The organism is Streptomyces roseoviridis (genome assembly GCF_039535235.1).
Classification (GTDB): domain Bacteria; phylum Actinomycetota; class Actinomycetes; order Streptomycetales; family Streptomycetaceae; genus Streptomyces; species Streptomyces roseoviridis.
The window spans coordinates 5,815,877-5,837,987 of the sequence record NZ_BAAAWU010000001.1; the positions used below are offsets into that span (position 1 = coordinate 5,815,877).

The following is a 22,111-nucleotide window of genomic DNA, read 5'->3' on the forward strand; positions in this document are numbered from 1 at the left end:
TCCAAAAGTCGTATCTAAAGACGTCAGCGCGCGGCGGCGTCGAGAGATTCCCGGGCCGCGGCGACGATCGCCTCCGGAGTGAAGCCGAACTCGCGGAACAGCACCTTCGCGTCGGCCGAGGCACCGAAGTGCTCCAGCGACACGATCCGGCCCGCGTCGCCGACGTACCTGTGCCACGTCAGACCGATACCCGCCTCGACCGCGACCCGCGCCCTGACCGACGGCGGCAGAACGGCGTCCTTGTACGCCTGGTCCTGCTCCTCGAACCACTCCACCGACGGCATCGACACCACCCGGGTGGGGACACCGGCGGCCTGCAGCTGCTCCCGGGCCTCGACGGCCAGGTGCACCTCGGAGCCGGTCGCGATCAGCACGAGCCGCGCCTCGCCGCCCTCGGCGTCGAACAGCACGTAGCCGCCCTTGGCCGCGTCCTCGTTGGGCGCGTAGGTGGGCACGCCCTGGCGGGTGAGGGCCAGACCGTGCGGGGTGCCCTTGCCGAACACCTTGGTGTGGCGCCGCATGATCTCGCGCCAGGCGATCGCCGTCTCGTTGGCGTCGGCCGGGCGGACGAGGTTCAGACCCGGGATGGCGCGCAGCGAGGCCAGGTGCTCCACCGGCTGGTGGGTCGGGCCGTCCTCGCCGAGACCGATCGAGTCGTGCGTCCACACGTACGTCACCGGCAGGTGCATCAGCGCCGACAGGCGCACGGCGTTGCGCATGTAGTCGGAGAACACCAGGAAGGTGCCGCCGTAGACGCGGGTGTTGCCGTGCAGGGCGATGCCGTTCATCTCCGCGGCCATGGAGTGCTCGCGGATGCCGAAGTGGATCGTCCGGCCGTAGGGGTCCGCCTCGGGCAGCGGGTTGCCCTCCGGCAGGAAGGAGGACGTCTTGTCGATGGTGGTGTTGTTGGAGCCGGCGAGGTCGGCCGAGCCGCCCCACAGCTCCGGGATCACCGAGCCGAGCGCCTGGAGCACCTTGCCCGACGCGGCGCGCGTCGCCACGCTCTTGCCCGCCTCGAAGACCGGGATCTTCTCGGCCCAGCCGGCCGGCAGCTCGTTCGCCTGGACGCGGTCGAACTCGGCGGCCCGCTCCGGGTTGGCGGTGCGCCACTCGGCCAGCGACTTCTCCCACTCGGCACGGGCCTCGCGGCCCCGGTCGCCGAGCGCGCGGGTGTGGGCGATGACCTCGTCGGAGACCTCGAAGGTCTTCTCCGGGTCGAAGCCCAGGACGCGCTTGGTGGCCGCGACCTCCTCGTCACCGAGGGCCGAGCCGTGCGCGGCCTCGGTGTTCTGGGCGTTCGGCGCCGGCCAGGCGATGATCGAGCGCATCGCGATGAACGACGGACGCTCGGTCTCGGCCTCGGCGGCCTTGATCGCCGCGTACAGGGCGGCCGGGTCCAGGTCGCCGTTCGCCTGCGGCTCCACGCGCTGGACGTGCCAGCCGTACGCCTCGTACCGCTTGACCGTGTCCTCGGACACGGCCGTCTCGGTGTCGCCCTCGATCGAGATGTGGTTGTCGTCCCACAGCATGATCAGGTTGCCGAGCTTCTGGTGCCCGGCGAGCGAGGACGCCTCGGCGGAGATGCCCTCCTGGAGGCAGCCGTCGCCGGCGATCACGTAGATCCGGTGATCGAAGGGAGAGGTGCCCTGCGGGGCCTCCGGGTCGAACAGGCCGCGCTCGTAGCGGGCGGCCATCGCCATGCCGACCGCGTTGGCGACGCCCTGGCCCAGCGGGCCGGTGGTGGTCTCCACGCCGGCCGTGTGGCCGTACTCCGGGTGACCCGGGGTCTTCGAGCCCCAGGTGCGGAACGACTTCAGGTCGTCGAGCTCCAGCCCGAAGCCGCCCAGGTACAGCTGGGTGTACAGGGTCAGGGACGAGTGCCCGGCGGAGAGGACGAACCGGTCGCGGCCCACCCACTCCGGGTCGGCGGGGTCGTGGCGCATCACCTTCTGGAAGAGGGTGTACGCGGCGGGCGCCAGGCTCATCGCGGTGCCGGGATGGCCGTTTCCGACCTTCTGTACGGCGTCGGCGGCCAGGATGCGGGCGGTGTCCACGGCCCGCTGGTCCAGTTCGGTCCACTCGAGGTCTGTGGTCGTCGGCTTAGTGCTCACCCTGGGTCAGGGCTCCTCTCCGCATGTCTTGAGCCGGTGACTGAGGGTGTCCCGGCGGTGTCGAGCCTACCCCCGGAATTCGCCCCTCTTTTCGTGTCCATGCCCCTCATATGAGCGCTTACTTCCAAAGACTGCCGGGGGTCGCGGGAGTTCGCCTCCCGAGGCGGGTACCGGGCGTGTCCACCCCTTGGGACACGCGCCGGGAGCGAGGCCGCCAACACGACCCACCCCCGATAAGAACGGCGTCTGGGCAACGTCTACAGTGGCGTGGTACGCGCAAGTTTCATCCCCTCTTCACGCGGGGAGCTTGCTGGGAATTTCTCTGTCAGGGGTGTGCGTGACGGCCGTCGAGTCCCGACCCGCCGGGGTCGTCTTGACTCCCAGCCCGGGAGGCCATCGGCCGTTCGGGGCCCGCGTCAAGGCATTCGTGGCGCTGACCAAGCCGCGGATCATCGAGCTGCTGCTCATCACCACCGTTCCGGTGATGTTCCTCGCCGAACAGGGCGTGCCCGACCTGTGGCTGGTGCTCGTCACCTGCCTCGGCGGCTACCTGTCGGCGGGCGGCGCCAACGCGCTGAACATGTACATCGACCGCGACATCGACGCCCTCATGGACCGCACCTCCCAGCGGCCCCTGGTCACCGGCATGGTGTCGCCGCGCGAGGGCCTGGTCTTCGGCCTCACCCTCGCGGTCGTCTCCACCGTCTGGTTCGGCCTCCTGGTCAACTGGCTCTCCGCCTGGCTGTCGCTCGGCGCGCTGCTCTTCTACGTCGTCGTCTACACGATGCTCCTGAAGCGGCGCACCACCCAGAACATCGTCTGGGGCGGCATCGCCGGCTGCATGCCGGTGCTCATCGGCTGGTCCGCCGTCACGAACTCGATGTCCTGGGCCGCGGTCATCCTCTTCCTGGTCATCTTCTTCTGGACGCCGCCGCACTACTGGCCGCTGTCGATGAAGGTCAAGGAGGACTACGCGCGCGTGGGCGTGCCCATGCTCCCCGTCCTCGCCTCCAACAAGGTCGTCGCCCGCCAGATCGTCCTGTACAGCTGGGTCATGGTGGCGGTCTCCCTGCTGCTCACCCCGCTCGGCTACACCGGCTGGTTCTACACGGCCGTGGCGCTGCTCACCGGCGGCTGGTGGCTGTGGGAGGCGCACGGCCTGCTCAACCGCGCCAAGGCGGAGGTCACGGGCGCCAAGCTCAAGGAGATGCGCCTGTTCCACTGGTCCATCACCTACGTGTCGCTGCTCTTCGTGGCGGTCGCGGTGGACCCCTTCCTGCGCTGACCCCGAGGTTCCCGGCCGACGGCCGGGGTGCGTGGCCCACGCCACGTGCCCCGGCCGTCGCCAGTCGATCTACCCGGCAGTAGCATCCTGTCCATGGCAGACACGCAGCAGGCGGACACGAAGCAGGCCGGCGCCAAGGGCGCCGAGCGCAAGGCGGCCAGGCTGGCCAAGCACATCAAGGCGTTCGCCGCCGAGCACGGCGGCGCCGAGGGCCAGCTCGCCCACATCGGCCAGGCGGGCACCCGCATCGTCCTCGTCGGCGAGGACGGCGGCTGGGGCGACCTGGTGGCCCCCAGCTACGCGATCGCCGAGGCCGCCGCCGAGAAGGCCGGGCTCACGCTCCACGAGGAGTTCGACGGCGAGTTCGCCGCCAAGGTCGTCACCGGCCCCTACGAGTGGACCCGGATGGCGGGCATCCAGCTCGGCGGAGCCCGCAACTCCTGAGGCAACAACCTCGCGCGGGGCTCACCCGTTAGGAGGGGTGGAAGCCCGTCCGACGTGGGAGCCCCCCGAATGATCGACACTCCGAGCCTGGTGGACCAGTACTGCCACGGGGTGCTCCGTACGGAGCTCGGCCTCGGCACCTTCGAGACGCACCTCGCGCCCACGCCCGCCCTGCCGGCCGCGGGCACCACCTTCTTCGACACCCAGGCCGGCTTCGCGGTGCGCCGCTGGTGCCCGCCGCTCCTCGGCCTGGAACCGCACTGCCCGCCCGCCCGCTACCTCGCCCGGCGCCGTGAACTCGGCGTCCTCGAAGCGGGCCGCCGGCTGCTGCGGGCCTCCGGCATCGCCACCTACCTGGTCGACACCGGTCCGCCCGGCGACCTGACCGGCCCCGCCGAGCTCGCCGCGACCGGCGACGCCGCGGCCCACGAGATCGTCCGCCTGGAGCCGCTCGCCGAGCAGGTCGCCGACACCTCCGGCACCGTCGACGCCTTCCTGGCCAACCTCACCGAGGCCGTGCACGGGGCCGCCGCGGGTGCCGTCGCCTTCACCTCCGTGGCGGGCGCACGGGGCGGGCTCGCGGCCGTCCCCGAGCCGCCCGGGCCCGGGGAGGTGCGCGGGGCGGCGGGGCGCTGGCTGGCCCGGCGCGCGGCCGGCGGGGCGGTCGACGACCCGGTGCTCCTGCGTCATCTGCTGTGGATCGCGGTCGGCGCCGGCCGGCCGCTGCAACTGCACCTCGGCGAGCGCGATCCGGGCACCCTGGCCGGCTTCGCCGCCGCCACGAGCGGACTCGGCGCCGACCTGGTGCTGCTGCACGGCTACCCGCACCACCGCCAGGCGGCCCGCCTCGCCGGGCACTTCCCGCACGTCTACGCGGACCTCGGCCCGGTCGTCGCCCGCACCGGCGCCCGTGCGGCGGCCGTGCTCGCGGAGTTCCTGGAGCTGGCCCCGTTCGGCAAACTGCTCTTCTCCAGCGGCGCCCGGGGGCTTCCGGAGCTCCACGTGGTCGCCGCCAGCGTCTTCCGCGGCGCCCTCGCCCGGGTCCTCGGCGAATGGGTCGCCGACGGCGCCTGGTCCCGCGCGGACGCGCAGCGGGTCGCCGGGCTCGTCGCGGCGGGGAACGCGCGACGGGTGTACCGCCTGAACCCCTGACCTACGCCGTCGCCAGCTCCGCGTCCGGCTGGGCCGGGATGTCCGCCGTGGTCACCGGCCGCTCGCGCAGGCTCAGCGCCAGCCGGAGCACGGCGATCCACATCAGCGAGGAGCCGAGCATGTGGACGCCCACCAGGAGCTCGGGGACGCCCGTGAAGTACTGGACGTAGCCCACCGCACCTTGGGCGAGCAGCACGAGCAGCAGGTCACGGGCGCGGGCACGGGTGTCGTCGGGGGCGTCCACCACGCGCAGGACCAGCCACATGGCGAGGGCCAGGGCGCAGACCACCCACGCGGCGATGGCGTGCAGGTGGGCGGCGGCGGTCCAGTCCCACGGCATGCGCGGCACGTCACTGCTGTCACCGGCGTGCTTGCCGGCGCCCGTCACCGTCGTACCGAGCGCGATCAGCAGCCCCGAGACCACGACGATCGCCCACGACAGCCTGCTCACCGGGCGCGGCACGCGCGGCCTGGGCGGCGTGTCGCCCTCGCCGGTGCGGTGCCAGGTGACCACCGCGACCGACAGGAGCGCGTTCGCGGCCAGGAAGTGTCCGGCCACCGTCCAGGGGTTGAGGCCCATCCACACGGTGATGCCGCCGAGGACGGCGTTGCTCGCCACGATCCAGAACTGGGCCCAGCCGAGCCGGGTCAGTCCGCGCCGCCGCGGCTTCGCGGAGCGGGCGGCGATGATCGTCCAGCCGACGGCCGCCGACAGGACGTACGTCAGCATCCGGTTGCCGAACTCGATGGCACCGTGGATGCCCTGTTCGGCCGTGGCGATCAGGCTGTCGTCCGTGCACTTGGGCCAGGTGTCGCAGCCGAGACCTGAGCCGGTCAGCCGGACCGCGCCACCGGTCACGATGATCAGCACGCTCATCACGACGGCGGAGAGCGCGGCGCGCCGGAGCGTCCGGGGGGACGGGGTCCAGCGCTGGGCGATGAAGGCGAGGGGGGTCTGCACGGGCCCCATCGTAGGACGGGGCTTGTGCACGCTTTCACGAGGGGGTGGTTACGGGGCGAGTCGGCCCGAAACGGCCCCGAACCGTCACCGCGTGGCTACGCGCAGCGTCACTCCCAGCGGAAGAACCGCGCCGCCGCGCCCAGCCCCAGGACCGCCCACACGGCCAGGATCAGCGCGTCGCCCCACGGCATCCCGGAACCGCCCTGGAGGACGTCCCTCAGGCCGTCGGAGAGCGCGGAGATCGGCAGGAACGCCAGCACGTCGCCCGCGGCGCCGAACTTCTCCAGCGGCACCATCACCCCGCCGCCGACGAGCAGCAGCAGGAACACCAGGTTCGCGGCGGCCAGTGTCGCCTCCGCCTTCAGGGTGCCCGCCATCAGCAGGCCGAGCCCGGAGAAGGCGGCGGTGCCGAGCACCAGCAGGGCGAACACCGACAGCGGATCGCCGTGCGGCGACCAGCCGAGCGCCAGTGCGATCGCCGTGAGCAGCGCCACCTGGAGCGCCTCGGTGACCAGCACCGACAGCGTCTTGGCCGCCATCAGCGCCCAGCGCGGCAGCGGCGAGGCGCCGAGGCGCTTGAGCACCCCGTAGCGGCGCTCGAAGCCGGTCGCGATGGCCTGCCCGGTGAAGGCCGTGGACATCACGGCGAGCGCCAGGACACCGGGGGCGAGGAAGTCGACGGCCTCGCCCGCGCCGGTGTCGACGAGGTCGACCGTCGAGAACAGCACGAGCAGGAGGGAGGGGATCACCACGGTGAGGAGCAGCTGCTCGCCGTTGCGCAGCAGCATCCGCGTCTCCAGCGCGGTCTGCGCGGCGATCATCCGCCCGACGGGGGCGGCCCCCGGCTTCGGCGCGTACGCGCCCGTGCTCATCCGCGCCGTGCTCATCCGCGCAGCTCCTTGCCGGTCAGCTCCAGAAAGACGTCTTCGAGGGTGTGGCGCTCCACCGCGATGCCCTCGGGCATGACGCCGTGCTGGGCGCACCAGGTGGTCACGGTGGCGAGCAGCTGGGGGCCGACGTCGCCGGTGATCCGGTAGGTGCCGGGGAGCGTCTCGGCGGCCGCGGTGCCGTCCGGGAGGGCCTTGAGCAGCGAGCCCAGGTCGAGGCCCGGGCGGCCGGTGAAGCGCAGGGTGTTCTCGGCGCCGCCGCGGCACAGCTGCTCGGGGCTGCCCTGGGCGACGACCCGGCCGGCGTCGATGATGGCGACGTCGTCGGCGAGCTCCTCCGCCTCGTTCATGAGGTGGGTGGTCAGCACGACGGTGACGCCGTCGGCGCGCAGTTCGCGGACCAGGTCCCAGGTGGCGCGGCGGGCCTGCGGGTCGAGGCCGGCGGTCGGCTCGTCGAGGAAGACCAGTTCGGGACGGCCCACGACCGCCATGGCGAGGGAGAGCCGCTGCTGCTGGCCGCCGGAGAGGCGCCGGTAGGTGGTGCGGCCGCAGGAGCCGAGGCCGAGGCGCTCGATCAGGGCGTCCACGTCGAGCGGGTGGGCGTGCAGCTTCGCCATGTGGCGGAGCATCTCGTCGGCGCGGGCGCCGGAGTAGACGCCGCCGGACTGGAGCATCACGCCGATCCGGGGCCGCAGCGCGGCGGCGTCGGCGACCGGGTCGAGCCCGAGGACGCGTACGGTGCCGGCGTCCGGGCGCCGGTAGCCCTCGCAGCTCTCGATGGTGGTGGTCTTGCCGGCCCCGTTGGGCCCGAGGACGGCGGTGACGGTGCCCGCCCGGACGTCCAGGTCGAGACCCTGGACGGCGGTCTTCGTCCCGTACCGCTTGACCAGGCCCCGGACCCGGACCACGGACTCGACGGAGTCGTTTCGCATGCCGGGAAGTCTAAGGACCCGCCGGGAGCGCTCCTGCCGCGGGCCCGGTCGCGTGCGGGCGGCGAGGCCGCCGGAGGCCGGGTGAGCGGGGCCCGGCCGGGGCAGAGGCCCCGTATGACCGTCTTCGTCGGAACCTCGGGGTGGCAGTACCGGGACTGGCGGGGCGTGCTCTATCCCGAGGGCGTGCCCCAGCGGCTGTGGCTGGAGGAGTATGCGCGCCGTTTCGCGGTGGTCGAGAACAACAACGCCTTCTACCGGCTGCCGGACCGGGACACCTTCGTCCACTGGCGTGAGCGGACGCCGGACGGCTTCGTCATGGCGGTCAAGGCCAGCCGCTACCTCACCCACATCAAGCGCCTGAAGGAGCCCGAGGAGCCGGTGGCGCGCCTGCTGGACCGGGCCGGGGGGCTGGGGGAGCGGCTGGGGCCGGTGCTGCTCCAGCTGCCGCCGACGCTGAAGGCCGACGCCGGACTGCTCGACGCGGTGCTCGGCTGCTTCCCCGCGCGCGTGCGGGTGGCGGTCGAGCCGAGGCACCCGTCGTGGTGGACGGACGAGATCCGGGGCGTGCTCTGCGGGCGCGGGGCCACGCTGTGCTGGGCGGACCGGGAGTCGCGGCCCGTGACGCCGCTGTGGCGGACGGCGGACTGGGGCTATCTCCGGCTGCACGAGGGCCGGGCGCGGCCCCGGCCCTCGTACGGCCGGCAGGCGCTGGCGGCCTGGGCGGAGCGGCTCGCCGACGCCTGGCCGGAGGGGGCGGACGTCTACGTCTTCTTCAACAACGATCCGGGCGGTGCGGCGGTCCGGAACGCGGAGACTTTCGTGGACCTGATCCGGGCGCGCGGGCGGACGGTGAGCCTGCCGGGCGACGGCCGCGCCCCGGCGGAAACCGCTGGTCAGACCCGTCGGCATTCGTCCTACGAATGATCGTTTCCGCAGGTCAGGTAAGGCTTACCTGCGTGACGCACGGCACCGCCGTGCGCCCCGACCGCGCTTGTCAGTGCCTGATTAATTACGCAACAATGGCGTTGTGAAAAACGTCGGTGAGGCTCCCGCGGAGGAACTCGCGACCGGTGAGCGATCCACGCGCAACCGGGTCGCGCGCTCCATCCTGGACCACGGGCCCTCGACCGTCGCCGACCTGGCCCAGCGGCTCGGCCTCACCCAGGCCGCCGTCCGCCGCCACCTCGACGCGCTCGTCACGGAGAACGTCGTGGAGGCGCGCGAGAAGCGGGTCTACGGCGCCCGCACCCGGGGCCGCCCGGCGAAGGTCTTCGCGCTCACCGACTGCGGCCGGGACGCCTTCGACCAGTCGTACGACACGCTCGCCGTGGAAGCGCTGCGCTGGATCGAGCGGAACGCCGGGGGAGAGGCGGCCGTCGCCGCCTTCGCCCGCGACCGGATCGAGGCCCAGGCGGAGGCGTACCGCGAGGCCGTCGAGTCCGCCGACCCCGACCGCCGCACCGAGGCTCTGGCCAAGGCGCTGACCGCCGACGGGTACGCTGCCACTGCGCGGAACGCGCCGGTCGGCGAGCAGCTCTGCCAGCACCACTGCCCGGTCGCCCACGTCGCCGAGCAGTACCCCCAGCTGTGCGAGGCGGAGACGGAGATCTTCTCCCGCCTCCTCGGGACCCACGTCCAGCGCCTGGCCACCATCGCGCACGGTGACGGCGTCTGCACGACGTTCATCCCGCACGGCACCCCACCACAGACCACTCCATCCACAGCATCCGCAAGCACGGCCGGGAGGAACCCCGCATGACCACCGAGATCAGCCACCCCGAGCTCGAGGGCCTGGGTCGGTACGAGTACGGCTGGGCCGACCCCGACGCGGCCGGTGCCGCCGCCAAGCGCGGCCTCTCCGAGGACGTCGTCCGCGACATCTCCGCGAAGAAGAACGAGCCCGAGTGGATGCTGAAGCTGCGGCTCAAGGGTCTGCGGCTCTTCGACAAGAAGCCCATGCCGACCTGGGGCTCCGACCTGTCGGGCATCGACTTCGACAACATCAAGTACTTCGTGCGGTCCACCGAGAAGCAGGCCGAGTCCTGGGAGGACCTGCCGGAGGACATCAAGAACACGTACGACAAGCTCGGCATCCCGGAGGCGGAGAAGCAGCGCCTCGTCGCCGGTGTCGCCGCCCAGTACGAGTCCGAGGTCGTCTACCACCAGATCCGCGAGGACCTGGAGGAGCAGGGCGTCATCTTCGTCGACACCGACACCGCGCTGAAGGAGCACGAGGAGCTCTTCAAGGAGTACTTCGGCACCGTCATCCCGGTCGGCGACAACAAGTTCGCCTCCCTGAACACGGCCGTGTGGTCCGGCGGCTCGTTCATCTACGTGCCGAAGGGCGTGCACGTCGAGATCCCGCTCCAGGCCTACTTCCGCATCAACACGGAGAACATGGGCCAGTTCGAGCGGACGCTGATCATCGTCGACGAGGACGCCTACGTCCACTACGTCGAGGGCTGCACCGCCCCGATCTACTCCTCGGACTCGCTGCACAGCGCCGTGGTCGAGATCATCGTCAAGAAGGGCGGCCGCTGCCGCTACACGACCATCCAGAACTGGTCGAACAACGTCTACAACCTGGTGACCAAGCGCGCCGTCGCCTACGAGGGCGCCACCATGGAGTGGGTCGACGGCAACATCGGCTCCAAGGTCACCATGAAGTACCCGGCCGTCTACCTCATGGGCGAGCACGCCAAGGGCGAGACCCTGTCCATCGCCTTCGCGGGCGAGGGCCAGCACCAGGACGCCGGCGCCAAGATGGTCCACATGGCCCCCAACACGTCCTCCAACATCGTCTCCAAGTCGGTGGCGCGAGGCGGCGGCCGTACCTCCTACCGCGGTCTCATCGAGATCGGCGAGGGCGCCCCGGGCTCCAAGTCCAACGTGCTGTGCGACGCCCTGCTCGTCGACACGATCTCCCGCTCGGACACGTACCCCTACGTGGACGTCCGCGAGGACGACGTCTCCATGGGCCACGAGGCCACCGTCTCCAAGGTCTCCGAGGACCAGCTCTTCTACCTGATGAGCCGCGGCCTCACCGAGTTCGAGGCGATGGCCATGATCGTCCGCGGCTTCGTCGAGCCCATCGCCAAGGAACTGCCGATGGAGTACGCGCTGGAGCTCAACCGGCTGATCGAGCTGCAGATGGAGGGTGCGGTCGGCTGACGCCGCCCCGCCGTCCGTACCCCTGGTCTTTGCGTAGTTACGTAGGAAGAGAGCAACACGACAGCCATGGCTGAGGCTCAGAACATCCCGGCGGGGTCCACCACCGCCGGCTCGATCGCGGTGGCCGCCGAGTCCACCGTCGCCACGCGCATGAGCGCCCCGCCGTCCTTCGACGTCGCGGACTTCCCCGTCCCGCACGGCCGCGAGGAGGAGTGGCGCTTCACCCCGCTGGAGCGCCTGCGCGGCCTGCACGACGGCACCGCCGTCGCCACCGGCGAGGGCGTCCGTGTCGAGGTCGAGGCCCCCGAGGGCGTCACCGTGGAGACCGTGGGCCGCGACGACGCGCGGCTCGGCAAGGCCGGCAAGCCGGTCGACCGCGTCGCCGCCCAGGCGTACTCCTCCTTCGAGAAGGCCTCGGTCGTCACCGTCGCCAAGGAGGCCGTCCTCACCGAGCCGATCCGCATCGCCGTGCACGGCCAGGGCGGAGTCGCCTTCGGCCACCAGGTGATCGAGCTCGGCGCCTTCGCCGAGGCCGTCGTGGTCATCGACCACACCGGTGACGCGGTGCTCGCCTCCAACGTCGACTACGTCCTCGGCGACGGCGCCAAGCTCACCGTCGTCTCCGTCCAGGACTGGGACGAGAAGGCCGTCCACGTCGCCCAGCACAACGCGCTGGTCGGCCGCGACGCCTCCTTCAAGTCGGTCGTCGTCACCTTCGGCGGCGACGTCGTCCGCCTCCACCCGCGCGTCGAGTACGCCGCCCCCGGCGGCGAGGCCGAGCTCTTCGGCCTGTACTTCACCGACGCCGGCCAGCACCAGGAGCACCGCCTCCTGGTCACCCACAACGTGCCGCACTGCAAGTCCAACGTGGCGTACAAGGGCGCGCTGCAGGGCCAGGACGCCCACGCGGTGTGGATCGGCGACGTCCTCATCGAGGCCGCGGCCGAGGGCACCGACACCTACGAGCTCAACCGGAACCTCGTCCTCACCGACGGCGCCCGGGTCGACTCCGTGCCGAACCTGGAGATCGAGACCGGCGAGATCGCCGGCGCCGGCCACGCCTCCGCGACCGGCCGCTTCGACGACGAGCAGCTCTTCTACCTGATGTCCCGCGGCATCCCGGAGACCGAGGCCCGCCGCCTGGTCGTCCGCGGCTTCTTCGCGGAACTGGTTCAGCAGATCGGTCTGCCGGACGTCCAGGAGCGCCTCATCGCCAAGATCGAGGCGGAGCTGGAGGCGTCCGTCTGATGGCCTTCGTCCGCGCCTGTGCGCTGAGCGAGCTGGAGGAGGACACCCCGAAGCGGGTGGAACTCGACGGCACGCCGGTGTCCCTCGTCCGCACCGAGGGCGAGGTGTTCGCCATCCACGACATCTGCTCGCACGCGAACGTCTCCCTCTCCGAGGGCGAGGTGGAGGACTGCCAGATCGAGTGCTGGCTGCACGGCTCCGCGTTCGACCTGCGCACCGGCAAGCCGTCCGGCCTCCCCGCGACGCGCCCCGTCCCCGTATACCCCGTAAAGATCGAAGGGGACGATGTGCTCGTCTCCGTCACCCAGGAGTCCTGAGTCACCCATGGCAACGCTTGAAATCCACGACCTGCACGTCTCCGTCGAGGCCGAGAACGGTCCGCGTGAGATCCTCAAGGGTGTCGACCTGACCATCAAGCAGGGCGAGACCCACGCCGTCATGGGCCCGAACGGCTCCGGCAAGTCGACCCTGGCGTACTCGCTGGCCGGCCACCCGAAGTACACGATCACCGGCGGCACCGTCACCCTCGACGGCGAGGACGTCCTGGAGATGTCGGTCGACGAGCGCGCCCGCGCCGGCGTGTTCCTGGCCATGCAGTACCCGGTCGAGGTCCCCGGTGTCTCGGTCTCCAACTTCCTGCGCACCTCCGCCACCGCCGTCCGCGGCGAGGCCCCCAAGCTCCGCACCTGGGTGAAGGAGGTCAAGGAGGCCATGGAGAAGCTCCACATGGACCCGGCCTTCGCCGAGCGCAACGTCAACGAGGGCTTCTCCGGCGGTGAGAAGAAGCGCCACGAGATCCTCCAGCTCGAACTGCTCAAGCCGAAGATCGCGATCCTCGACGAGACCGACTCCGGCCTCGACGTCGACGCCCTGCGCATCGTCTCCGAGGGCGTCAACCGCGTCCGCGAGACCGGCGAGGTCGGCACCCTGCTGATCACGCACTACACGCGGATCCTCCGCTACATCAAGCCCGACTTCGTGCACGTCTTCGCGAACGGCCGCATCGTCGAGTCCGGTGGCGCCGAGCTCGCCGACCAGCTGGAGAACGAGGGCTACGACAAGTACGTGAAGGGTGGCGCATCCGCGTGACTTCCGCCCATCAGGGGCTGACCGGCCTCCTCGACACCGAGGCGATCCGCAAGGACTTCCCGCTCCTGGATCGCACGGTCCACGACGGCAAGAAGATCGTGTACCTGGACTCCGCGGCCACCTCGCAGAAGCCGCGCCAGGTCCTCGACGCGCTCAACGCCTACTACGAGCGGCACAACGCCAACGTCCACCGCGGCGTCTACACGGTCGCCGAGGAGGCCACCGCGCTGTACGAGGGCGCCCGCGACAAGGTCGCCGCCTTCATCAACGCGCCGAGCCGCGACGAGGTGATCTTCACCAAGAACGCCTCCGAGTCGCTCAACCTCGTGGCCAACATGCTGGGCTGGGCCGACGAGCCCTACCGCGTGGACCACGAGACCGAGATCGCCATCACGGAGATGGAGCACCACTCCAACATCGTCCCGTGGCAGCTGCTCTCGCAGCGCACCGGCGCGAAGCTGAAGTGGTTCGGCCTCACCGACGACGGCCGTCTCGACCTCTCGAACATCGAAGAGGTCATCACCGAGAAGACCAAGATCGTCTCCTTCACGCTGGTCTCGAACCTGCTGGGCACGGTCAACCCGGTCGAGACGATCATCCGCCGCGCCCAGGAGGTCGGTGCGCTCGTCTGCATCGACGCCTCGCAGGCGGCCCCGCACATGGTCCTGGACGTGCAGGCGCTCCAGGCCGACTTCGTGGCCTTCACCGGCCACAAGATGTGCGGCCCGACCGGCATCGGCGTGCTGTGGGGACGGCAGGAACTCCTGGAGGACCTGCCGCCCTTCCTCGGCGGCGGCGAGATGATCGAGACCGTCTCGATGCACTCCTCGACGTACGCGCCGGCCCCGCACAAGTTCGAGGCGGGTACGCCCCCGATCGCCCAGGCCGTCGGCCTCGGCGCGGCCGTGGACTACCTGTCGGCGATCGGCATGGAGAACATCGCGCGCCACGAGCACGCGATCACCGAGTACGCCGTCCGCCGCCTCCAGGAGGTCCCCTCCTTGAGGATCATCGGCCCCACCACGGCCGAGGACCGCGGCGCCGCGATCTCCTTCACGCTCGGGGACATCCACCCGCACGACGTGGGGCAGGTGCTGGACGAGCAGGGCATCGCGGTCCGGGTCGGCCACCACTGCGCGCGGCCGGTCTGCCTGCGGTACGGAATTCCCGCGACCACGCGAGCGTCGTTCTATCTGTACTCCACTCCGGCCGAGGTCGACGCCCTGGTCGAGGGACTGGAGCACGTACGGAACTTCTTCGGCTAGGGGACCGCTCGTGAAGCTGGATTCGATGTACCAGGACGTCATCCTGGACCACTACAAGCACCCGCACGGGCGCGGTCTTCGGGACGGCGACGCCGAGGTGCACCACGTCAACCCGACCTGTGGCGACGAGATCACGCTCCGCGTGAAGTACGACGGCTCCCGCATCGAGGACGTCTCGTACGAGGGCCAGGGCTGCTCCATCAGCCAGGCCTCGGCCTCCGTCCTCAACGAGCTGCTCGTCGGCAAGGAGCTGGCCGAGGCGCAGAGGATCCAGGGCACCTTCCTGGAGCTGATGCAGTCCAAGGGCCAGATCGAGCCGGACGACGCGATGGAGGAGATCCTGGAGGACGCGGTCGCGTTCGCCGGTGTCTCGAAGTACCCGGCCCGGGTCAAGTGCGCGCTGCTCAGCTGGATGGCGTGGAAGGACGCGACCGCCCAGGCCCTGGGGGACTCCGAGAAGTCTGTGAGGAAGTCGGCATGACCGAGAACGCCGAGGCCACGATGAAGCCGGCCTCCGAAGAAGAGATCCGCGAGGCGCTGTACGACGTCGTCGACCCCGAGCTGGGCATCGACGTGGTCAACCTGGGCCTGATCTACGGCATCCACGTGGACGACTCCAACGTCGCCACGCTGGACATGACCCTGACGTCGGCGGCCTGTCCGCTGACCGACGTGATCGAGGACCAGGCGAAGGCCGCCACCGACGGCATCGTCAACGAGCTGAAGATCAACTGGGTCTGGATGCCGCCGTGGGGCCCGGACAAGATCACGGACGACGGGCGCGAGCAGCTGCGCGCGCTCGGCTTCAACGTCTGACCGGACGTCCCCGACGTCCGCGGACGTCGCGATGACGTCGCCCTGACGTCTCCTGATGGGCCGCACCCCTCGCGGGGCGCGGCCCATCGGCGTACCCGCGGCGCCCTCAGGACGCGTCGGCCGTCTGGGCCAGGACCGGGGCCAGGTTCTCCCGGCGGATGCGCTGGTCGACGTAGAGCAGGGCGGAGACCAGGGGCTGGAAGGGGGCGGCGACGGCCTGGACGAGGAGCTGGGCGACGACCAGGGCCACCACGAGACCGCCGAACGCGGCGATCAGCTCCTGCGGACCGGGGTCACCGCTCAGGTCGACCGTGGACATCGGGATCGTGCCGGCCTGCGCGATGATCTGCTGGATCAGGCCGCTGGCCGTGCCCACCATCATGGACGTCGCCAGCGTGCAGCCGCAGACGCGCCACCAGGAGCCCTTGACCAGGGCGGAGGAGCGGCGCAGGGAGACCATCGGGCCCTGGTTCTCGATGACGGCGACCGTCGGGGCGAGGCTGTACTTGATCCAGAGCCACAGCGCCAGCGGGACGAGCGCGAGGGCGGCGACGAAGACCAGCAGGCCCACGATCGCGAAGCCGGACGCGGCGTCGCCGCCGCTGCCCTCCGAGTCGGCGAGGCCCGCGAACACGGCGCCCATCAGGAAGGCGAAGCCGGTCATGAGGAGCAGCATCGGCACGACCGTGACGAGCAACGGCAGGACGACCGCGCCGAGCACCGCGCCGAGCCGCGACCAGGCGCGCCGCCACACCGCACCGAATCCGACGGGGCGGCCGAGCACCGCCTCCTGGACCACGGCCGGGGCGGCCGCGTAGACCAGGCCGCTGCACACGACGTAGGCGGCCATGGCCACGAGCCAGACGCAGACGAACGCCACGATCAGCGGCTGGACGTCGGCGAAGTCCGGGCTGCGGCCGCCGGGCAGGTCGCCCAGCCGCCGTACGTCGTCCCCGACGGCGGCCCAGGCGACCAGGCACACCGCGCCGATGACCACCGCGGCCGCCGCGTAGGCGGCCACCGCCACCCCGAGCAGCGGCTTCCAGTAGCGGCCGTAGGTGGTGAAGGCGCCGGTCAGGATCTCGCCGAACCCCAGCGGCGCCAGGGGTATCACGCCCGGCTTCGGCGGTGGCGGAGGAGGACAGCCGTATCCGTACGGCCCCGTGGCGTATGTCATGCGCACACCGTAGCCGGGGACCGGCCGACGTCCGTACGCGGCGAGGTGCGCGGTCCGCCCGGACGAAGGCCCGAGGACGCCCGCCGCCGGCTCGTCGAAAGCCACGGACCGCCGGCCCGACACCTGAGACCGGTTGGCCCGCGCACCGCCCGGCCGGTTAGGTTTTCCGTCATGACCACTGCTCCTCGCACCACCGGCGCCGTCGCCGCCGGCCTCGCCACCCTCGCCGGTGACGGCACCGTTCTCGACACCTGGTTCCCCGCCCCCGAGCTGACCGACGCCCCGGGCCCCGCCGGCACCGAGCGGCTCACCCCCGAAGCGGCCGTGGACGCCCTCGGCGAGGGCGCCGCCAAGGCCCTCGGCGTGGACGCCCGCCGCGGTGTCGAGGTGGTCGCCGTCCGCACCGTCATCGCCTCGCTCGACGACAAACCGCTCGACGCGCACGACACCTACCTGCGGCTGCACCTGCTCAGCCACCGCCTGGTCCGGCCGCACGGCCTGAGCCTGGACGGCATCTTCGGCCACCTCGCCAACGTCGCCTGGACCTCGCTCGGCCCCGTCGCCGTCGACGACGTCGAGAAGGTGCGGCTCAACGCCCGCGCCGAGGGCCTGCACCTGTCGGTCACCTCGATCGACAAGTTCCCCCGCATGACCGACTACGTCGCCCCGTCCGGCGTCCGCATCGCCGACGCCGACCGGGTCCGCCTCGGCGCCCACCTCGCCCCCGGCACCACCGTCATGCACGAGGGCTTCGTCAACTTCAACGCGGGCACCCTGGGCACCTCGATGGTCGAGGGCCGCATCTCCGCCGGCGTCGTCGTCGGCGACGGCTCCGACATCGGCGGCGGCGCCTCCACCATGGGCACCCTCTCCGGCGGCGGCAAGCAGATCATCTCCATCGGCGAGCGCACCCTGATCGGCGCCGAGGCGGGCATCGGCATCGCGCTCGGTGACGAGTGCGTCGTCGAGGCCGGCCTGTACGTCACCGCCGGCACCCGGGTCACCATGCCCGACGGCCAGATCGTGAAGGCCCTGGAGCTCTCCGGCGCCGACAACATCCTCTTCCGCCGCAACTCGGTCACCGGCGCCGTCGAGGCCCGCCCGTACAAGGCGAACTGGGGCGGCCTCAACGAGATCCTCCACAGCCACAACTGATCGTGTCGACTCCGCGTTACCACGGTGACGCGGAGTCAATTCATCGGACAAGGCGAGGAGTCGACATGAGGACAAGGCCCACCGTCGTCGGTGTGCTGGTGATCGCGGCGGTTCTGCTGCCGGCCGGGGCCGCCTCGGCGGACGAGACGCACTCGAGCACGCACAACGGCCCCCAGGTCACCAACGGTCCCAGCCTCTCGCTGCACACCGGCCAGATCGACGACCCGCTGGAGGACGTCCTCGAGCACGCGGCGATCCTCAACAGCAGGACCCACACGACCGACGCCGCCTGAACCGGCTCCCCGCCCACGGCCCGCCGCCCCTCCCCGGGGCGTCGGGCCGTCCGCGTCTCTGGCATGATCGCCCTGCGCGACAGGAGGCCAGCGAACAAGGATCCCGCACATGACTGCTGAACAGCGCGTCGCCCTCGTCACCGGCTCGTCCTCCGGCATCGGAGCCGCCGTCGCCCGCCGCCTCGCCGCCGCCGGCTACCGGGTCGCCGTCAACTCCGCCCGATCCGTCGAGGCGGGCGAGCAGCTCGCCGCCGGACTGCCCGGCGCCCACTACCTCCAGGCCGACGTCTCCGACGAGGCCCAGGCCACCCGGCTCGTCGAGGAGACGGTGGCCCGCTTCGGCCGCCTGGACCTCCTCGTCAACAGCGCCGGCACCACCCGGTTCATCCCGCACGACGACTTCGCCGCCGCCTCCCCGGACGTGTGGCGCCTGCTCTACGACGTCAACGTCATCGGCGTCTGGCAGACCGTCACCGCCGCCGTCCCGCACCTGCGCCGGACCGGCGGCGCCGTCGTCAACATCTCCTCGCAGGCCGGCGTCCGGCCCGGCGGCAGCTCCATCCCGTACGCCGTCACCAAGGCCGCCGTCAATCACCTGACCAAGCTCCTGGCCAAGACCCTGGGACCCGAGGTGCGGGTCAACGCCGTCGCCCCCGGCCTCATCGACACCCCCTGGTTCGACGGCGTCGAGGGTGCCGACGCCGCCAAGGAGCACGTCGCCTCGGTCGTGCCGCTGCGCCGCGTCGGCCGCCCCGAGGACATCGCCGAGGCCGTCCACGACCTGGCGAACGCCTCCTACATCACCGGCGAGGTGCTGCTCGTGGACGGCGGCGGACACCTGCTGGGCTGACGGGGACGGAGCGGAGCCGGGGGCCCGGCGCGGGCCCGGCTCAGAGCGCCAGCCTGAAGCCCTCGTGGCTGCGGATGAACCCCAGGGACGCGTAGAAGCGGTGGGCGTCGGTCCGCTCCTTGTGACTCGTCAGCTGGACGAGCGCGCAGCCCCGGGCCCCGGCCCGTTCGACGGCCCGTGCCATCAGCTCCCGGCCGAGCCCGCCGCCGCGCCGGTCGGCCCTGATCCGGACCGCCTCGATCAGGGCCCGCTCGGCCCCGCCCTTGCCGAGGCCGGGGATGTACGTGGCCTGGAGGCAGCCGAGGACGGGGCCGCCCTCCTCCGCCACGAGCACCAGCACCTCGTTGCGCGGGTCGGCCTCGATGTCGGCGAACGCCCGCTCGTAGGCGGCGGTGACGGTCACCGTCGCCGGATCGGTCACGCGCTCCTCGTCGGCGAGGAGGGCCAGGACGGCGGGCAGGTCGGCACGGGTGGCGGGACGGAGGATCATGGCCGGAAGTCTCGCACCACGCCCGCTGCCGGCTCCGGGGCCCTTGACCTCATGCGCGCTCGAGGTTCCAGCCTGGGTCCCATGCACACCATCGAGAACCCGCACGCCCGTCCCGATCTGCGCCGCCCCGGCGTCGGCCTCGTCATGGCCAGCCGCTGGCGGGTCGGCACCCCCGAGCGGCAGCAGCAGACCGTGCGGGCCATCCGCGCGGCCTGGCTGAGCCGCGACTGGCCGGACGGGGGACTGCTCTCGTACAGCGTCCTCGTCGGCAGCGACGGCGACACCCTCCTGCACTACTCGCAGTGGACGGGCGAGGAGGCGTACCAGGACTTCTTCCGCACCCACCGCGACGACCGCAACGCCGAGATCGACGCGGCGGTGCCGGGCATCGAGCGCGTCGGACTCCGGCGCCTGGCGCCACCGTTCCGTACGACCGTGTACGAGGCGGAGGGCCGGGGCGCCGTGGTGCCCGGGTGCGTGGCCGCCGTCCTCGTGGAGGTCGGGCCCGAGGGACCCGAGGCCCTGGCCGACGCCCTGGAGGCGGGCGGTGGGGGCGCGGGTGACGGGCGGATCGCCTCGTACGCCCATCTCACCGTCGACGGCACCCACCTCTTCCACTACTCCGAGTGGGAGAGCGAGACGGCGCACGTCTGCCGGCAGGCCGAGACGGGTCCCTGCCCGGGGGTCGCCGACGACCGCACCCGCAGGCACGCGCCCGCGCTCAGCCTGAGCGCGGGCGCGTGAGTCACCGTCCGGCGGTGCGCCGCTACGGGCGGAAGCGCAGCACCTGCGGGTCGTGATCGCTGTTCTGGTCCGCGAACTCGGCGTTGATGTGCACGCTGTCGTACTCGAAGTGGTGCACGCCGGGGCTGGTCAGGATCTGGTCGAGGACCTGGCTGTTGCCCTGGTAGACGTACGAGTAGCGCTCGCCGCGCGGCAGCGACGTGATGGCCGGGAACAGCGCGCCCCCGTCGGTCAGCGCCCGCGTCGTGCCGGAGAACTCGAAGTCGTTGATGTCGCCGAGGACCACCACGTCGGCCTGCTTGTCGACGGCCAGGACGTCCTTGACGAAGGCGTTGACGGCCTGGGCCTGGAGCAGGCGCTTGGCCTCGGAGGAACGGTTCGGCGGCTGGTGGTGGGAGACGATCGACTCGTCGCCGCCCTTGGAGCCGAAGTGGTTCGCGACCACGATGACCGTACGGCCGCGGAAGCGGAACTCGCCCGCGAGCGGCTTGCGGCTGTTGTCCCAGGCCGTGTTCGCCGGGTCGATCCGGCCGGGCGAGACGGTCAGGTGGGCGTCGCCCTTGGCGCCGGTCACCGCGGTCGCGGTGGTGGCGTCGCCGCCCGGGCGGTCGACGAAGGAGACCCGCGCCGGGTTGAAGAGGAAGACCTGACGGATGTTGCCGCCGGGCTCGCCGCCGTCCTTGTTGTTCTGCGGGTCGACCGAACGCCACTCGTACGCCGGGCCGCCGGCCGCCGCGATCGCGGCCGTGAACTTCTTCAGCGTCTCGCCGGCCGTGACCGTGCCGTCGTTCTTGGCGCCGTTGTCGTCCTGGATCTCCTCCAGGGCGAGGATGTCGGGCGAGGCCAGGTTGTCGACGACCGCCTTGGCGAGCGCGTCGAACTTGTCCTGCGGGTCGCTCGGGTCGAGGTTCTCCACGTTGTACGTGGCGACGGCCAGCTCGTTCTTGTGCTGGCGCTCGGTCACCTCGCGCTCCAGGCCGAGGTCCACGTGCTCGCCGAGGGTGTTCGCGACCAGGGTGTAGCCGCCGAACTGGTTGAAGTCCAGCGGGCCCTCGGTGGTGCCGGCCAGCCAGTCGCCCACGTTCGCCTTCGGGAACGGCTTCTGGGAGACCGGGGCCAGCTGCTGGATCTGGAGCCGGCCGGTGTTCTGGGACTCGTACGAGCCGTAGACCGTGCCGCCGCGGAGGTTGTCGTTCTCGAACGGCTTCACCGTCACCCACAGCTCGGAGTACGGGTCGGTCGCACCGACCACCCGCGAGGAGCCGATGCGGACGTTGGTGCCCTCCAGGGACTCGTAGTGGTCCAGGGCGTAGGTGTCCGGCCGCAGGGTGAGTCCGTTGACGGAGCCGCCGGCCGCAGGGTCGCCCGCCGGGGTGTAGGCGTCGGGGACGGAGGCGGCCGAGATCGTGACCGGGGCGGGGACCGGGTTGCCCTGCGACAGGACGGTGACCGCCGGCTTGGAGATCTGCGTCAGGGACTGGTTGCCGGAGTTCAGACCGCCCGGGACGTACTCGGTGACGGTGCCGTTGACGCTCACCGCGTCGCCGACGGCGACGGTCGGGACGGAGCTGGTGAAGACGAAGACGCCCTCACTGGTGGCCGGGTTGTCATCGGACGTCGGATCCTGCATCCAGAATCCACGCGAACCGTACGTCCGCACGCCGGTGACGATGCCCGTGACGCCCGTGACCTGCTTGCCGGCGAGCGGCGAGACGCGGGTGGTGCCCTGGATGTCGTGGATCCGGACGGGGGCCGCCGCACCGGTGGCCGTGTCCGCGGCCGTGGCGGCGGCGGTGGCCGCGTCGTCGGCGGAGGCGGACGCGCCGCCGAGCAGACCGGCGGCGAGGGCGGCGGAAACGACGGCGGCGACGGCGGCCGATCTCGGTATGGAGGAAGACATCAAGGTGCTCCGTGAGGGCTTGGAGAAACGATCGAACGATCTACGCGCGTCAATTTCGTGGGAGAGCACCGCCCTTGTCAAGGGTTGACGGGTGTACGGAGACCGACGCCTCCGTGAACCGACGGAGCGCCCCCCGAATGC

General features: G+C 71.5%; 23 protein-coding genes. 16 read left to right on the forward strand and 7 right to left on the reverse strand.

Annotated features, from left to right (window positions below; genetic code table 11):
* Positions 1–23: 23 nt before the first annotated feature.
* Complete coding sequence (tkt, locus tag ABD954_RS26260; protein WP_345489530.1) at positions 24–2,111, reverse strand: transketolase; 2,088 nt, start codon at positions 2,109–2,111, stop codon at positions 24–26.
* A gap of 331 nt (positions 2,112–2,442) precedes the next feature.
* Between tkt and ABD954_RS26265 the strand changes: the two genes are divergently transcribed.
* The 3 genes from ABD954_RS26265 (at position 2,443) to ABD954_RS26275 (ending at position 4,992) form a co-directional block, all read left to right on the forward strand.
* A complete protein-coding gene (locus tag ABD954_RS26265; protein WP_345492476.1) occupies positions 2,443–3,396 on the forward strand; it encodes a heme o synthase in 954 nt (317 codons plus the stop codon).
* A 93-nt stretch (positions 3,397–3,489) separates the two neighbouring features.
* Entirely contained in the window at positions 3,490–3,840 is a 351-nt protein-coding gene (locus ABD954_RS26270; RefSeq protein ID WP_345489532.1) for a hypothetical protein, read from the forward strand.
* Between the two features lie 69 nt (positions 3,841–3,909).
* Complete coding sequence (locus ABD954_RS26275; RefSeq protein WP_345489533.1) at positions 3,910–4,992, forward strand: amidohydrolase family protein; 1,083 nt, start codon at positions 3,910–3,912, stop codon at positions 4,990–4,992.
* 1 nt (position 4,993) lies between these two features.
* On the opposite strand, the gene ABD954_RS26280 is transcribed toward ABD954_RS26275, so the two are convergent.
* From ABD954_RS26280 to ABD954_RS26290, 3 genes are all read right to left on the reverse strand, one after another.
* A complete protein-coding gene (locus ABD954_RS26280) occupies positions 4,994–5,962 on the reverse strand; it encodes a COX15/CtaA family protein (protein WP_345489535.1) in 969 nt (322 codons plus the stop codon).
* A 98-nt stretch (positions 5,963–6,060) separates the two neighbouring features.
* Positions 6,061–6,840 carry an ABC transporter permease gene (locus ABD954_RS26285; protein WP_345489537.1) on the reverse strand — a complete coding sequence of 260 codons (780 nt, stop codon included), beginning with the start codon at positions 6,838–6,840 and terminating at the stop codon, positions 6,061–6,063.
* Complete coding sequence (locus tag ABD954_RS26290; protein WP_345489539.1) at positions 6,837–7,772, reverse strand: ABC transporter ATP-binding protein; 936 nt, start codon at positions 7,770–7,772, stop codon at positions 6,837–6,839. The genes ABD954_RS26285 and ABD954_RS26290 overlap by 4 nt, the downstream gene beginning before the upstream one ends.
* A 114-nt stretch (positions 7,773–7,886) precedes the next feature.
* Here ABD954_RS26290 and ABD954_RS26295 point away from each other — a divergent pair, with 114 nt between their 5' ends.
* The 9 genes from ABD954_RS26295 (at position 7,887) to ABD954_RS26335 (ending at position 15,361) form a co-directional block, all read left to right on the forward strand.
* Positions 7,887–8,696, forward strand: coding sequence for a DUF72 domain-containing protein (locus ABD954_RS26295; RefSeq protein WP_345489542.1), 810 nt, complete (start codon positions 7,887–7,889; stop codon positions 8,694–8,696).
* Positions 8,697–8,799: 103 nt separating this feature from the next.
* Complete coding sequence (locus tag ABD954_RS26300) at positions 8,800–9,531, forward strand: helix-turn-helix transcriptional regulator (protein ID WP_345489544.1); 732 nt, start codon at positions 8,800–8,802, stop codon at positions 9,529–9,531.
* Positions 9,528–10,943: a Fe-S cluster assembly protein SufB gene (sufB, locus tag ABD954_RS26305; protein WP_345489546.1), complete on the forward strand. Its 1,416-nt coding sequence runs from the start codon at positions 9,528–9,530 to the stop codon at positions 10,941–10,943. The genes ABD954_RS26300 and sufB overlap by 4 nt, the downstream gene beginning before the upstream one ends.
* 66 nt (positions 10,944–11,009) lie before the next feature.
* On the forward strand, positions 11,010–12,191 hold the full coding sequence (gene sufD, locus ABD954_RS26310) for a Fe-S cluster assembly protein SufD (protein WP_345489548.1): 1,182 nt from the start codon (positions 11,010–11,012) through the stop codon (positions 12,189–12,191).
* The gene (locus tag ABD954_RS26315) at positions 12,191–12,508 is read left to right on the forward strand and encodes a non-heme iron oxygenase ferredoxin subunit (protein WP_128984892.1); all 318 of its coding nucleotides are present in this window, start codon (positions 12,191–12,193) and stop codon (positions 12,506–12,508) included. Before sufD ends, ABD954_RS26315 begins: the two co-directional genes overlap by 1 nt.
* Before the next feature lie 7 nt (positions 12,509–12,515).
* Positions 12,516–13,280: a Fe-S cluster assembly ATPase SufC gene (gene sufC, locus ABD954_RS26320; protein WP_309053393.1), complete on the forward strand. Its 765-nt coding sequence runs from the start codon at positions 12,516–12,518 to the stop codon at positions 13,278–13,280.
* A complete protein-coding gene (locus ABD954_RS26325) occupies positions 13,277–14,545 on the forward strand; it encodes a cysteine desulfurase (protein WP_345489551.1) in 1,269 nt (422 codons plus the stop codon). The genes sufC and ABD954_RS26325 overlap by 4 nt, the downstream gene beginning before the upstream one ends.
* 10 nt (positions 14,546–14,555) lie before the next feature.
* Positions 14,556–15,026, forward strand: a complete 471-nt coding sequence (gene sufU, locus ABD954_RS26330) for a Fe-S cluster assembly sulfur transfer protein SufU (protein ID WP_345489553.1) — start codon at positions 14,556–14,558, stop codon at positions 15,024–15,026.
* Positions 15,023–15,361 carry a metal-sulfur cluster assembly factor gene (locus tag ABD954_RS26335; RefSeq protein ID WP_345489555.1) on the forward strand — a complete coding sequence of 113 codons (339 nt, stop codon included), beginning with the start codon at positions 15,023–15,025 and terminating at the stop codon, positions 15,359–15,361. Before sufU ends, ABD954_RS26335 begins: the two co-directional genes overlap by 4 nt.
* A gap of 106 nt (positions 15,362–15,467) precedes the next feature.
* Here ABD954_RS26335 and ABD954_RS26340 read toward each other — a convergent pair whose 3' ends face one another.
* The gene (locus tag ABD954_RS26340) at positions 15,468–16,538 is read right to left on the reverse strand and encodes a DUF7847 domain-containing protein (RefSeq protein WP_345489556.1); all 1,071 of its coding nucleotides are present in this window, start codon (positions 16,536–16,538) and stop codon (positions 15,468–15,470) included.
* Positions 16,539–16,709: 171 nt separating this feature from the next.
* Here ABD954_RS26340 and dapD point away from each other — a divergent pair, with 171 nt between their 5' ends.
* From dapD to ABD954_RS26355, 3 genes are all read left to right on the forward strand, one after another.
* The gene (gene dapD / locus ABD954_RS26345; RefSeq protein ID WP_345489558.1) at positions 16,710–17,693 is read left to right on the forward strand and encodes a 2,3,4,5-tetrahydropyridine-2,6-dicarboxylate N-succinyltransferase; all 984 of its coding nucleotides are present in this window, start codon (positions 16,710–16,712) and stop codon (positions 17,691–17,693) included.
* A 65-nt stretch (positions 17,694–17,758) separates the two neighbouring features.
* Positions 17,759–17,986 carry a hypothetical protein gene (locus ABD954_RS26350; RefSeq protein ID WP_345489560.1) on the forward strand — a complete coding sequence of 76 codons (228 nt, stop codon included), beginning with the start codon at positions 17,759–17,761 and terminating at the stop codon, positions 17,984–17,986.
* Between the two features lie 109 nt (positions 17,987–18,095).
* Positions 18,096–18,836 carry an SDR family NAD(P)-dependent oxidoreductase gene (locus ABD954_RS26355; protein ID WP_345489562.1) on the forward strand — a complete coding sequence of 247 codons (741 nt, stop codon included), beginning with the start codon at positions 18,096–18,098 and terminating at the stop codon, positions 18,834–18,836.
* A 40-nt stretch (positions 18,837–18,876) separates the two neighbouring features.
* On the opposite strand, the gene ABD954_RS26360 is transcribed toward ABD954_RS26355, so the two are convergent.
* Entirely contained in the window at positions 18,877–19,326 is a 450-nt protein-coding gene (locus ABD954_RS26360; RefSeq protein ID WP_345489564.1) for a GNAT family N-acetyltransferase, read from the reverse strand.
* Positions 19,327–19,407: 81 nt separating this feature from the next.
* Here ABD954_RS26360 and ABD954_RS26365 point away from each other — a divergent pair, with 81 nt between their 5' ends.
* Entirely contained in the window at positions 19,408–20,070 is a 663-nt protein-coding gene (locus ABD954_RS26365) for an antibiotic biosynthesis monooxygenase (RefSeq protein WP_345489566.1), read from the forward strand.
* 22 nt (positions 20,071–20,092) lie between these two features.
* On the opposite strand, the gene ABD954_RS26370 is transcribed toward ABD954_RS26365, so the two are convergent.
* On the reverse strand, positions 20,093–21,970 hold the full coding sequence (locus ABD954_RS26370; RefSeq protein WP_345489567.1) for an endonuclease/exonuclease/phosphatase family protein: 1,878 nt from the start codon (positions 21,968–21,970) through the stop codon (positions 20,093–20,095).
* Positions 21,971–22,111: the final 141 nt, after the last annotated feature.